Consider the following 12,974-nt stretch of genomic DNA (forward strand, 5'->3'; position numbering starts at 1 on the left):
ACCATGGACGTTTCCTACAGGGGTAATTTAATCATTGTGGCTGCACCCTCTGGTGGTGGTAAAACCAGTTTAGTCAAGAAGTTAGTGGAGTGTCTTGATGATATCGCTGTGTCTATTTCCCACACAACGCGTAGCCAGCGGCCTGGTGAAAAAAATGGCTTAGATTATTTTTTTATCAGCGAGGAAGAATTCCTAAAAATGATCAATGATGGGGCTTTTGTCGAATATGCAAAGGTGTTTGATCATTATTATGGTACCTCAGTGGCCCAAATTAACACCCGTCTGGAATCAGGGATCGATGTTGTGTTGGATATTGATTGGCAAGGTGCTCAACAAATTAGGCGAATTTTTCCTGAAGCAATTTCTGTTTTTATCGTTCCACCCTCATTAGAGATTCTTAAGCAACGTCTTTTCAACAGGCGCCGGGATGACTCCAAGATTATTGACGGTCGTATGAAAAGAGCACAAGACGAGTTAAGCCACTATTGTGAATTTGATTATTTGATCGTGAATGATGATTTTAATAAAGCGGCTTTAGAACTACAATCAATCGTCATCGCAAGTCGCTTGCAAATGCCCAGGCAATCACAGAAACAAAGAAAACTACTTTCATTCCTCTTGTCATCGCAGTAAAATAGATTATTTGGGTCATCGATAATTCATTAATAATTTCCAAGATCTTGATTTTCTGACTTTATTACCCAGATATTAGCTATATTAATATAAAAAGATGTTAGAAATTAAGTTACTTGTGAATTAACGTGAGCCCCTTAACTATCGTTGGCCAATAAAATAGTTTAGTTTCGGAGGTAGATGTTATGGCACGTGTAACTGTGGAAGATTGCTTAGAGCATGTAAAAAATCGCTTTGAGCTCGTGATGGTAGCAACCAAGCGTGCTCGGGACATTGCTGTTCGTGGCGAGCAACCCCTTGTTGATTGGGAAAATGACAAACCAACTGTTGTTGCTTTGCGCGAAATTGCTGCAGGCTTAATTCAGCCTGATATCCTGGAAAAGGATTAATGGAGACATTTCGTCAATAGCATGGTGATGGTTTGAAGTTACGGATTTGCTCGTTCTTCTGTGTTTTCCTGGTTACCGTGATTAAGAATCTGAGTATGGTGACAATTGATCTTCATGGATTGGCTAAAAAACTCAGAGTATTCTGCCACTGGCTATTGAGCCCAATGCATTTGCGCGGTAGTGAAGGGACAGGAGTATGGCGTGAGCTACTTTAAGGAGTTGGACGAAGAGCTTAAATGCTACCTCGAGCAACCGCATATTGAGAAATGTTATCAAGCTTACCTGGTGGCTGAGAAAGCTCACCTTGGTCAAATGCGTCGTTCAGGTGAGCCTTACATCACTCATCCGGTAGCTGCTGCCTTAATTTTGGCACGTATGCGGCTTGACTATCAAACCATCATGGCCACTTTGCTTCATGATGTCGTTGAAGATACCTCTATCAGCAAAGAAGATCTGATTCAGCAATTTGGCGAAGACGTTACCGCCTTGGTGGATGGGGTTACCAAATTAACCAAGATTAAATTCGAATCACGCGCGGAAGCCCAGGCAGAAAATTTTCGCAAAATGGTTCTCGCCATGGTGAAAGATATTCGCGTGATTATTGTCAAGCTCGCCGATCGTTATCATAACATGCGAACTTTGGGTGCTATGCCCGCAGTAAAAAGACGACGAATTGCCATTGAAACACTAGAAATCTATGCTCCGATTGCCAATCGCTTAGGTATGCATGCTATCTATACAGGACTTGAGGATTTAGGTTTTAAAGCCCTTTATCCTATGCGGTATCGTGCCATTAAATCTGCGGTAGAGAAATCTCGCGGCAATAGGCGTGAGTTGATGCAAAAAATTGAACAGGACCTGGAACAAGCCTTAAAGCAGCTCAATATTCCCTACGAACATGTTTTTGGCAGACAAAAACATTTATACAGCATTTATCGCAAGATGCGGCAGAAAAAGGCATCTTTCGCAGAAATCACTGATGTGTTTGCTTTTCGTATTATCACTGAAGACATCGATTCATGCTACCGCGTTCTAGGTGCTTTGCACCGCACCTATAAACCCGTTCCCCAGCGGTTTAAAGACTATATTGGGATTCCTAAAGCGAATGGCTATCAATCATTGCATACCACATTGTTTGGTCCTTTTGGTGTGCCTTTGGAAGTCCAGATAAGAACAAGGGACATGGATAAAGTGGCGCAAAATGGGGTTGCTGCTCATTGGATTTACAAATCCTCTGGTTTGGAAGTTAATGAAGCGCAATTGCGAGCTCGCGAATGGGTGCAGCGATTGTTGGAAATGCAACGAAGTACCGGGAACTCCCTGGAATTCATTGAAAACGTTAAGATCGATTTATTTCCCGATGAAGTTTATGTTTTCACGCCCAAAGGTCATATTATGGAGTTACCTAAGGGGGCAACCCCTGTGGATTTTGCTTATACTGTCCACTCTGGCGTAGGGAACAGTTGTGTCGCTGCTAAAGTCAATCGTCGTCTGGTACCATTAAGCATTCCGTTGACTAATGGGCAAACGGTAGAAATTATCACGGCTCCGGGTGCTCATCCTAATCCCGCCTGGCTAAATTTTGTGGTAACAGGTAAAGCACGTAGTAATATCCGTCATTTTTTAAAGAGTCAGCAGCACGCAGAATCCATTGTGCTTGGAAAGCGTTTGTTGGAACAAGCCTTGACTGAGTTATCCAGTGATTATGCCAAGGTTCCACCGGAGACATTGCAGAGTTTACTTCATGATTTGAATTATAAATCTGCAGATGAATTGCTTTATGCTATCGGTATCGGTAATCAAATGCCCATGGTCATTGCTAAGCGTTTAGTTATCAGCCAAGAGAATACCGAGTTGGATAAATCGGCTAAAAGCCGTCCTCTAGCGATTAAAGGGACAGAAGGAATGGTCGTGCATTTTGCTGATTGTTGCCAACCCATTCCTGGTGATAATATCGTAGGCCGATTCCAGCAAGGGCGTGGAATTATCGTACATGCCAGTGATTGTCCAAATATCAACCAAGGACGTCATCCTGAACAATTAATTTCTTTGCGTTGGGATGAACAGGTTCAGGGTGAGTATTGGGTTGATATTACTGTTGAAGTAGCCAATCAGCGAGGTGTTCTTGCTGCTTTAGCTACAGCTATTTCCGAAGCAGAATCAAACATTGGCAATATAAATGTGGACCCAAGAGATGGGCGTCATAACGCTGTGATGTTTTCCATCAGTGTGCGTGACAGAACTCATCTTGCGCGCGTCATGCGTCGTTTGCGGGCCAACAAAGTAGTCATGCGCCTTTATCGTAAAAAGCAGGAGAATAATTAATGCAACCGATTCACAGTGATTTAGCACCGGCGGCAATTGGTACCTATAGTCAAGCCATTCGTTGTGGCGATACCGTTTATTTGTCTGGGCAGATCCCCCTTGATCCTCAAACCATGCAATTATGCAGTACTGAGGTTAGAATGCAAATTAACCAGGTGTTCGATAACCTGACAGCCGTTTGTGAAGCGGCGGGTGGTAGTCTTGCCAATCTTGTCAAGCTCACCGTCTACCTGACAGATTTGAATCACTTTCCTTTAGTCAATGAGGCGATGAGTCGTTATTTTACAGAACCTTATCCTGCAAGAGCAGCCATCGGCGTTAAAGCGTTGCCTCGTGATGCGCAGGTAGAGGTCGATGGCATAATGGTCTTGCCATCCAAATAGGGTCTGTTGACATCATTTCTACTATCTTGGCCAAAATGGCTTGATTTTCTGTGCTCCGCTACTCACATACCTTTAAGTATGCTGCGTTGCGGTGCTCGACAATCAAGCCATTTTGGCTCAAGATAGCGAAATGTCAACTGACCTTTGTTAACTAGTGTGAGTGACACCGAATACACCAAAGTGGGCCGTTTTATGTTCCTGGTGGTTTGGTTAATCTTCTTTGGGCTGCTATTTTTATTTTTTTATTCCTATCAAGGGGCAGAACAAAGCGAATATCAGATCGCATCAGGGGGGATCACAATTTCCCCGGACAAACAGGGGCATTACTACCTTGATGGTTATATTAATCATCAGCCCGTCAGATTTCTTATTGATACTGGGGCAACGTTGATTGCGGTTCCCCAGAATTTAGCGACGTCCATGAACCTTCGTGGACGTTATCCTATAACCATCAAAACCGCAAACGGCGAGGTTACCGGCTTCTTGACAAGGCTTGAGGAAATTTCCTTTGCTGATTTCAAGTTGCATAATGTAAAAGCAGTTATTGTTCCAGCAGATGATGAGGAACTGGTGTTACTAGGAATGAATGTATTGTCACAATTTCATCTATCTCAGGAAGGCAAGCGTCTAATTCTAAAAAGGAATCAAGATGCACGAAATCATTAATCAACAAGTAGCCTGGGTGGAACGCAGTGAAACCCGGGTTTCAGCCCTTCGGGCTTCCACCCAGGCTACTTGTTGATTAAAAAATCCATGGGGGGACCTGCTATTCTTATATGGAGAAATCCGTAAAGATAGGGGGATGTTATGCCAAAAGAACCCAAAAAGTCTGGTGCTTTTACGGAGTATACGACTAAGAAAGACCCTGCTTCTTTAAAAGATATTGTAAGTAAGTCTATTTTGGGGAACCAAACTTTATTTCACAAATCCCAAGAACAAAATAAGCTCCCGGAAGAGCTTAGGAAAAAGTTAGAGACACTTAAGTTCATTGACGAAGAAATAACTCCATTAAGAAGAAAAATTATGGAAGATAAATTAGTAGATAGCTTTATAGCACAGTTTGCCGGTGAATATGACTCCGAAGAAAATAAGGTCGAGGGAGAGTTAGTTAGTTTGGATATCGAATGGGATGAAGATGCACAAAAAATTAGAATAACAGCTGAAAATCTATACCATAGTGTAGGTGATCATGAGAAGATCACTTTTCTATATAATGATAGCAAAGAAATAAAGGAAAAATTAGAAGCAACGCTTGAAGAAGCAGCCTTAAATAAGGCACCTAGATAACAAATTGTGCAATCTCTATAACCTGACCCAGCAGCATTGTAGCCTGGGTGGAAGCCCGAAGGGCTGAAACCCGGGTTTCACTGCGTTTCACCCAGGCTTGTATCTTTAAAAAGTGGGCAGAAAAGCTTAATCTCAAGGGCACTTGGGATGGGAGAAGAGATCTTGTACCCAGGCAAGGCATAAAGCCTGATGTGTAGATTAGGACCTTCTCCCCACTTATCAATCGACCGAACAGTATCTTAGGCCGCTCTCATCAAAGTAAGCCTGTATTTGCAAGCTTGGTCAACGATAAATAACCCCAAGTATTTTTACAGCCATTGGAGATTAACATGAGTGCATATGAATTTGTAGGTATTGATATTGCCAAGGATAAATTTGATAGTGCTCTAAGCATCGATAATCGCTATAAACATGCTGTCTTCTCAAATTCAAAGAAAGGCTATGAAGATTTCCTTAAATGGCTTAATCAATATGCATCATCTCCTTGGGTGTGCATGGAAGCAACAGGTCATTATAGTGAGGGACTTGCTGATTTCTTAGTGGAGAAAGGTGTTCGCGTCAGTGTTGTAAATCCCTTCCAGGTTAAGAGTTTTGCTAAAGCCTGCCTAGCCCGTAATAAAAATGATACGATTGACGCTAAAATCACCGCTCAATTTTGTCAACGAATGGAACCACGCATTTATCAATCCAGCTCTGCAGAGCAAAAGGAAATCAAAGAATTAACCAAAGTATTGGATATGTTGAAAGTTCAGGTTATTCAATTAACAAACCAACTGCATAGTATTAGAGGTCGTGCGGCACAGAAAAGCTTAAAGAAAATGATAGAAAAACGTAAGCAAGAAATAAAAGCGATTCAACAACAAATTGATGAGTTAATTAGCAATAATCAACAACTTCAAGAAAAATTGGACTTGTTACTTTCTATCAAAGGCATAGGCAAACTCACTGCTTATTATGTGCTGGCACGAATGCCTGATATCCAGTGCTTTCAAACAGCCAAACAATTTGCCGCCTATATAGGTATCACCCCCAAACAACATCAATCCGGCTCTCTCATTGGCAAAACAACTCTCTCAAGACTCGGAGATAGTCGATTAAGAAAGGCTCTTTACATGGCTGCTTTAGTCGCCAAACGCTACAATAAAGCTTTGGATGGCTTTGTCGAAAGACTCCAATGCAATGGAAAAACTCCAAAAACTATAATTTGTGCCGTGATGCGTAAATTGGCTCATATCATTTTTGGAGTCCTAAAAAATAAGCAACCTTTTAACGAAAATTTAGGTTGCTTTTGAAGACAGTATCTACTTGCTAAAAGGAATCGCGATTAGCGACAATATGGTTTTTTATCAGGAATCTATGGAAAGATTACCTAGCATTGGCTGTAGCAAAGTGTTGGAGGGGTATCGAATGAGGGAGACTTGAAGACCGGCGTCATTCCCGCGTAGGCGGGAATCCATTTTGGAATAGCACGAGGATTTAATCAGTATGGATCCCCCCCTACGCGGGGATGACACAGTTTGGTAACCACTCCCAATTGGTAGTTAACAATAACGAGTTTGTATGAGTATTATTTCCTTTCATGGCGTCAGTTTAAATCTTGCTGGTAATTGTTTACTTGACCAAGTGGATTGGCAAATTCAACCTCAGGATAGAATTGCCTTGGTGGGCAGAAATGGCGCGGGCAAATCCTCTTTATTACGCTTGTTACAAGGAGAATTAGTAGCAGATAGTGGGCAAATGAGTCAGGTGAGTGGCTTGCGTGTTGCTGGCTTGACTCAGGAAGTGCCCTTAAGTGCCCAAGAAACGGTCTACCATTTTTTGGTAAGAAGCCTAGGCGAGGTGGGTGAAGTGCTTTCTGAATTTCATGAGCTTACACAAGCCAATGAGGTTGCCAAATTGGTGAAATGCCAGCAGAAGATGGATGATCTGCATGCCTGGGATCTCTTACCCAGAGTAGACATGATGGCAACCAGACTAGGCGTTTCCCCTAATGTGAAGATGAGCCAATTATCAGGGGGCATGAAACGGCGAGCGTTGCTCGCTGCAGCGTTGATTGCAGCGCCTGATCTTTTGCTATTAGATGAACCGACTAACCATTTGGATCTCAATGCCATTGAATGGTTGGAGTCTTACTTAAAGACCTATTCCGGAAGTGTATTGCTTGTTACTCACGATCGGGAATTTTTAAGCCAAGTCGCCACCCGCATTGTCGAAATTGATCGAGGCAAATTATACAGTTATGACTGCGATTACGAGACTTATTTAGACAGACGCGAAGGCAGACGCTTAAGTGAACAAAAGCAAAATGAGTTATTCGATAAACGTTTGGCCGATGAAGAAGCCTGGCTCCGTACAGGCATTAAAGCGAGACGCACTCGTAACGAAGGTCGTGTACGCGCTTTAAAAGCCATGCGAGAGCAATACAAAGCCCGTCGTGAACAACTTGGTAAAGTGCAAACGATGGAGCTCGATGTTTCGCGCTCAGGTGCTTTAGTGATTGAAGCCAAGGATGTGAGCTATGTCATCGAAGGAAAAACCCTGTTGCGTCATTTCTCATTGCTGCTCATGCGTGGGGATAAAGTAGGCATTATTGGCCCGAATGGTTGTGGTAAAACCACGCTCCTTCGCCTGTTATTAGGTGAATTAAAACCCGACTCTGGTTCGGTGCGTCATGGAACCGCTTTGGAGATTGCCTATTTTGATCAACTAAGGCGTAAATTAGATGAACAACAAACAGTGATGGCGAATGTCGCCGATGGGTCTGATTACGTCATCATTAATGGTAAACAAAAACATGTCGCTTCCTATCTGCGCGAATTTTTATTCCCACCCGAGCGTTTTAATCAAACCGTTGCCACACTCTCAGGGGGTGAGCGTAATCGCTTGTTGCTGGCTAAATTATTCGCGAAACCGATTAATTTATTGGTCATGGATGAGCCTACCAATGACTTGGATATAGAAACCCTGGAATTATTAGAAAATAGGCTGATGGATTATCCGGGCACCTTGCTCTTGATCAGTCACGATAGAGCATTCATTAATCAGGTGGTTAGTAGTGTTTTGGTTTATGAAGGGGAAGGGCAATTTACAGAATATGTGGGTGGTTACGAAGATTATCGCATGCAGAAAAAACAACAACAGCGAGAACCAACCACTAAACCTGTAAAGCGTGCGAAAATGTCGGTAAAGTTAAGCTTTAATGAGCAACGTGAATTAGCGCAACTACCAGAGAAAATTGAAGCGTTGGAGGAAAAAATCTCGCAACTGCAACTGAAGATGTTGCAGCCTGATTTTTATCAACAAGATGCTCAAGTGATTGCTGATTACAATCAACAATTGGCGGCTGACGAGCAAGCGTTGGCACAATTGTATGAACGTTGGGAAATATTGGAAGACAAGGGGTAAACATGCTATTAACCTTAGCATTACTGGTTTTATTTTGTGCAATTGTCGTTTTTTTCTCTAACGAATTTGCCAATTTCTTTAAAAAGTTATTTGCAATTCGCGGGATGAAACTGTTGTTGCCTTTGATTTTGGCTACTACGCTGATTGTTTTATACGAACACTGGGTTTCATGGGGAGTATTGTATGCCAGATGGCTGTTACACGTGGCAGTAACAACGATGGCAAATCGCTTTCCTTTCCCAGGCTCACTGCTTATAACGAAGATTCTGATTCTCATGGTCTTAGCTGTTCTTCCGGTCGTAGTCATCGATTTTTTGGAAAAAAGAAGACGTTTTGAACCTTTCCGCTATAGCTTTATCACCAGCATGATTATTTGGTTGGTGGTGGCTATGCTGTTAACGGCAAGTTATGGTTATTTGTAAGCGCGCTCCCAGTCGTTTAACCGTTCGGTGCGAAGCACCGTCTCGAAGGCAGCACTTGCTATACTAAAAGGATAAAATGATCACAAAATCGAGCCTTTGCCTGCAAATTTTGCAAAGTTTAAGGAATAGTTAATAATTTAAGGTTAAAATGAAGTTATTAGATTTAGATCTACTGGAGCTTTTCAATGGCTAACCGGCAAAACATACCTTTAAAAAATGCCTTAATTAATCTTGCTGCCCCACTCACTGCTGCAGCTAAGAATGCTTTGGACAGTATGCTACGAGTCGATACCTCTAATTTAAATGATAAAACGCAGGGAGATAATTTTAGAGGAGCAGTAAAGGGTCATGGAAATTTTTGGAATACTTTAGGGACAACTATAGTTCCCACAGACGATCACCATTCCCAACAATTTTTATGGGAAAAAGGAGATAATAACGGGTATAAATGGGGACCAGCGGTAGAAAATAATTTTGCTACCTTACGAAAGCATGCCGCTGAAAAAAGAATCACATTGGCTTTGCAAGATGCCAGTGCAGATTTATTGAAAGCTATCCTAGAAGCCCCAGATGATCCCAGCCTAAGAAATATATTGGCGACACATCCTGATAGCCAAGCAGTATTTGGTAATATAACAGGGACTTGGACTGGTTGGAATTCAAATAATGACAATTTGCTTGATGCCCAAGCACTAGCCAACATTAAAGCAGCAGCAAGCCCCCACTTACCATTAGCCGTGGAAAGAAAAGTGACTGCAGGGTTGGCAACGGCCAACGAACAATTACTAAAAGACATTGTGAGCGCGGCTAATGACGGTGAAGTCAGACAGAAATTGCTCGGTCCTGATGGAATAAGTGCTTTTGGTAATCTGGCAACCTATCCAGGTTGGAATGTCAACCCGGCAGCCATTCTAGATGCCAATGCAGCTACGAGAATTCAAGCTGAAGCCAAAAGACGTTTGGCACTCACAGCTGAAAATAAAGTGGCTCAAGGGTTAAAAACGGCTAGCGAAGCATTATTGGTCGAGATTATTAAAGCAGCAACTCCGGATGAGGTGAGACAACAGCTTATTACTCCTGAAGGAAAGAGGCTCTTTGGTGATTTTACAACGTATCCAAATTGGGCTATTAATACGCCAGATGTGATCTCCGTTGCAGCGAAAGATGAAATTCAAAAAAATGCGCAACGAATCCTTCTCCTTCATAAAATTCAAGCATGTACGAATGACCAATTAATTAAAAATTTACTCATTGCCCATGATACCCCGACATTTATCAACGCAGCGAAAGCGCTCGGTGTTCCAGATGATTGTGCAAATAAAATGGTTTTTGGAGCTGCTCATTTAAAAGAAGCACGCTCACAAGCCTTCATGGCCTATGCCAAAAAGAATCTAAAGAATATGGATGGCACTGCCCTCAATAATTTAGTGGTAGCTGTCGCTATTGGAACAGTTATTGGTGGTGCTCGAGTCTTACTGGGTGGCACTGCAGGCGTTGCTCATCCCATTGATGATTTATTTACAGATCCCAATATCAATGCAGGAATTGCAAAAGAATTTTTAGATCAGGCAAAGCTGGAAAAGGCATACAGAGATGATAAAGCTCAAGTTCTAGCTCATGTGAATGTTCAACAATTAAAAGATATTGCACAAGCTAAAGACATTACTGAGTTTAAAGCCAAACTTACCGCTGCTGGTATCGTGCATCATAACCCGCCGACTGATTGGATCACTACAGCGACAATGCAAGAGATGCAAAATTTTGCACGCACACGACTAAATGTTTTGCAGACTGCATCTATTTCAGTGTTCGCACAACGTCCCGCATTAGCAGCATTAATTGACCAATTACCCTCTGATGCACAAAAGGGTTTATTCACCAATCCTGGTATTGTACGTTCTTTAGCTGATGCTCGTAGTGAGGAGGCGATCAAGTTAATATTAGGTAAGGCTGCGACAGGTCTTAATCAGCCTCTTTTAAGCAATTTAGTGACTGAAAATACTCAGTTTGCCTTAGCTTCTGAAATTGCTAATTCAAAGATTGCAAAAATCATCGGAGATTTGACTGTTCCCCCTGGTGTTGGTATGCCACCAGCTCCTCTTCTATTAACTCCAGATAGGGTTGCTGCTATTAATGACATTTTAACTGCTGCACCACAACCTGATTTTTCCACTCCTGCGGGTTGCCAAGCTGCGCTAGATAGTATTACTAACCACGTGGCTTTCACTACGCCTCCCGGCGTTTTAGCTCTTGGTGCTTTAGACAATACCTTTGGTCTTACTGGTAGAGGAGGAGCCCTGGGTTTTTCTGGAACGTCTCCTCAGGCAGCTATAGATGCACAAGTTCAGCACAATCAAGACTTGATAATCAAACATAATGGAAATCTAGGGGTTTTACCAGTTATTCCTCCAGCGTCTGCAAGCGATCAAGTTATCCTGAGGTTTTTAATGGGTTTGGAAAAGCATCAAGTCTTACCCAATAATGAAATTGATGCTCTAGTTCAAGCTTTTCGTGCGGCGCCAACGGCAGCTGAATTCATTAGAAACATTAATCCTATACTCGTCAGTGACCCATATGCAGGTACAGTATTCAGTTTAAAAGACTTACAACAACAAATTACCCCCGAGGCTTATAAAGCAGCTAAGAGCGGTGCTGACAGGGCGCTTTTGCTTGATCCTAATGCTCCCCAAGCTCAATTAAGAGCTTTTGTCGATCGACAACAAAAAGAACGTAAAGACTTTGTTGATTTGCATGAGAAGATTGTTGCACAAGACAAAAAACTCCATAAGGATATAGAGCTTTTGAGTGAGACCAAGCCATTTGATTGGTTTAACCCAGTATTCCAAGCTACTGCCAAGCAAAATGCCAACAACATGCTGCCTTATTATCGTGAGCTAGATAAAATTTCTTCGACGATGGTGAAGTTTTATAGGAATGAGAAGGCACTTCTTGAAGCGCAACTGAAAAGTATACCCGATCCAGATACAGAAACGATACCAGCTAACTTGGCTGCGCGCAGTGCAAGATTTAAATTCCGTAGACAAGAAATACAGACAAGATTAGATGCTGCAAATGCGGAATTAGAACGTTACGAGAAAGTCCAAAAGATCTTACATGGTGATCCCGGTGCTCCTGATCCCTTGCTAAAGCAAGGCGTATTAAACATGCTTGAAAAAGCGGTGAAAGGTGGAGACATTACTTTCACAAGTCATGCATCCACTTACAGCGATCATCCAGCTAGTGAAAAGGGCAGACTGCTTCATGACAATGTAAAAGATGCGGTTACTATTAGTGCGGTCGTCGCTCATACCGGAACTGCAGAGAGATTTCAGCATTTCACAGCCTTAGACAAACGTTCTGGCCTTGATATTTTGCGTGAGCCTATTCCCCCTGGTCAGATTCGTAATCATACCATTGCTGTTCCAGTAGATCCTACTAATCCATTATCCCAAGTTATTGAAAGTGGTTATTTGGAAGAACGTGGTAAAGACATCGTTAGCTCATCAAAAGCGAAAGGAACCGAGATTTCGCCTAATTATGCGCTTACAATAAGGGATATTCCTACAGTCCCTCAAGGAGCTACTGACGCTGAGAAGAAAGCATGCCGGGAGGCACGCAATATCATGTACATGGAGATGGCTATGCGTTTAATAAAAGAGTTAAACGCTCCGCCAACGAAGGAGAAGCCTATCTATGTGCAAGGCCATAATCCTGTCGTGCTTGCAGGCATTTGGAGAGCCTTAATGGTAATTGGGAAAAATGATCCGAATATGGAATTTAATAGTGATGCTATTCAGATACCCAGCTTGGCCTTTGATAAAGAAAAGTTTGTGCAGAAAGGAAGAATGTGGGGTGAGACCATTATCGATCCAGGTTTTGCTGGCTTTGAAAAAAACAATGCCGTGCAAGGTTGCTTAGCTAGCATCAAGGAATATAATGAGGAGAAATTCGGTAAAGAGGCGCAAAAACAGCAAAAGCAAGTAACCGCCAATGTTGATGTAGTTAATACAATGAAAACCAAACTTGGTAGTATAATTACAGAAGTTAACGCCAAAAATAAAGAAGCAGAAGATACCACCCCCACACTTGATAGTGGGATGAAACCCTAAAGGTTTCCTAGTGTTATAGGA

Annotated in this window: 10 protein-coding genes; all 10 read left to right on the forward strand. The window is 42.3% G+C overall.

The window, feature by feature from the left end; all coding sequences use genetic code 11:
• Positions 1 to 3 precede the first annotated feature (3 nt).
• The 10 genes from gmk (at position 4) to CKV79_RS02955 (ending at position 12,953) form a co-directional block, all read left to right on the forward strand.
• Positions 4 to 633 (forward strand): guanylate kinase, encoded by a 630-nt coding sequence (gene gmk, locus CKV79_RS02910; protein WP_028374240.1) that lies wholly within the window; start codon positions 4 to 6, stop codon positions 631 to 633.
• Positions 634 to 818: 185 nt separating this feature from the next.
• Positions 819 to 1,022 carry a DNA-directed RNA polymerase subunit omega gene (gene rpoZ / locus CKV79_RS02915; protein WP_028374239.1) on the forward strand — a complete coding sequence of 68 codons (204 nt, stop codon included), beginning with the start codon at positions 819 to 821 and terminating at the stop codon, positions 1,020 to 1,022.
• Positions 1,023 to 1,223: 201 nt separating this feature from the next.
• Entirely contained in the window at positions 1,224 to 3,347 is a 2,124-nt protein-coding gene (gene spoT, locus CKV79_RS02920; protein WP_028374238.1) for a bifunctional GTP diphosphokinase/guanosine-3',5'-bis pyrophosphate 3'-pyrophosphohydrolase, read from the forward strand.
• Entirely contained in the window at positions 3,347 to 3,730 is a 384-nt protein-coding gene (locus CKV79_RS02925; protein ID WP_028374237.1) for a RidA family protein, read from the forward strand. The genes spoT and CKV79_RS02925 overlap by 1 nt, the downstream gene beginning before the upstream one ends.
• A 156-nt stretch (positions 3,731 to 3,886) precedes the next feature.
• Positions 3,887 to 4,396, forward strand: a complete 510-nt coding sequence (locus CKV79_RS02930; protein WP_028374236.1) for a retropepsin-like aspartic protease family protein — start codon at positions 3,887 to 3,889, stop codon at positions 4,394 to 4,396.
• Positions 4,397 to 4,537: 141 nt separating this feature from the next.
• Complete coding sequence (locus CKV79_RS02935) at positions 4,538 to 5,017, forward strand: hypothetical protein (protein ID WP_028374235.1); 480 nt, start codon at positions 4,538 to 4,540, stop codon at positions 5,015 to 5,017.
• 329 nt (positions 5,018 to 5,346) lie between these two features.
• Entirely contained in the window at positions 5,347 to 6,309 is a 963-nt protein-coding gene (locus CKV79_RS02940) for an IS110 family RNA-guided transposase (RefSeq protein ID WP_095141706.1), read from the forward strand.
• A gap of 268 nt (positions 6,310 to 6,577) precedes the next feature.
• Positions 6,578 to 8,422 (forward strand): ATP-binding cassette domain-containing protein, encoded by a 1,845-nt coding sequence (locus tag CKV79_RS02945; protein WP_028373596.1) that lies wholly within the window; start codon positions 6,578 to 6,580, stop codon positions 8,420 to 8,422.
• A 2-nt stretch (positions 8,423 to 8,424) separates the two neighbouring features.
• Positions 8,425 to 8,844, forward strand: a complete 420-nt coding sequence (locus CKV79_RS02950) for a hypothetical protein (protein ID WP_028373595.1) — start codon at positions 8,425 to 8,427, stop codon at positions 8,842 to 8,844.
• A 185-nt stretch (positions 8,845 to 9,029) separates the two neighbouring features.
• Entirely contained in the window at positions 9,030 to 12,953 is a 3,924-nt protein-coding gene (locus tag CKV79_RS02955; protein WP_028373594.1) for a hypothetical protein, read from the forward strand.
• Positions 12,954 to 12,974: the final 21 nt, after the last annotated feature.

The organism is Legionella lansingensis (assembly GCF_900187355.1).
GTDB lineage: Bacteria > Pseudomonadota > Gammaproteobacteria > Legionellales > Legionellaceae > Tatlockia > Tatlockia lansingensis.

Excerpts from the sequence above, each read along its gene's own strand:
- gmk (WP_028374240.1), top strand. The coding sequence starts at position 4 with ATGGACGTTTCCTACAGGGGTAATTTAATCATTGTGGCTGCACCCTCT.
- rpoZ (WP_028374239.1), top strand. The coding sequence starts at position 819 with ATGGCACGTGTAACTGTGGAAGATTGCTTAGAGCATGTAAAAAATCGC.
- CKV79_RS02925 (WP_028374237.1), top strand. The coding sequence starts at position 3,347 with ATGCAACCGATTCACAGTGATTTAGCACCGGCGGCAATTGGTACCTAT.
- CKV79_RS02935 (WP_028374235.1), top strand. The coding sequence starts at position 4,538 with ATGCCAAAAGAACCCAAAAAGTCTGGTGCTTTTACGGAGTATACGACT.
- CKV79_RS02940 (WP_095141706.1), top strand. The coding sequence starts at position 5,347 with ATGAGTGCATATGAATTTGTAGGTATTGATATTGCCAAGGATAAATTT.
- CKV79_RS02945 (WP_028373596.1), top strand. The coding sequence starts at position 6,578 with ATGAGTATTATTTCCTTTCATGGCGTCAGTTTAAATCTTGCTGGTAAT.
- CKV79_RS02950 (WP_028373595.1), top strand. The coding sequence starts at position 8,425 with ATGCTATTAACCTTAGCATTACTGGTTTTATTTTGTGCAATTGTCGTT.
- CKV79_RS02955 (WP_028373594.1), top strand. The coding sequence starts at position 9,030 with ATGGCTAACCGGCAAAACATACCTTTAAAAAATGCCTTAATTAATCTT.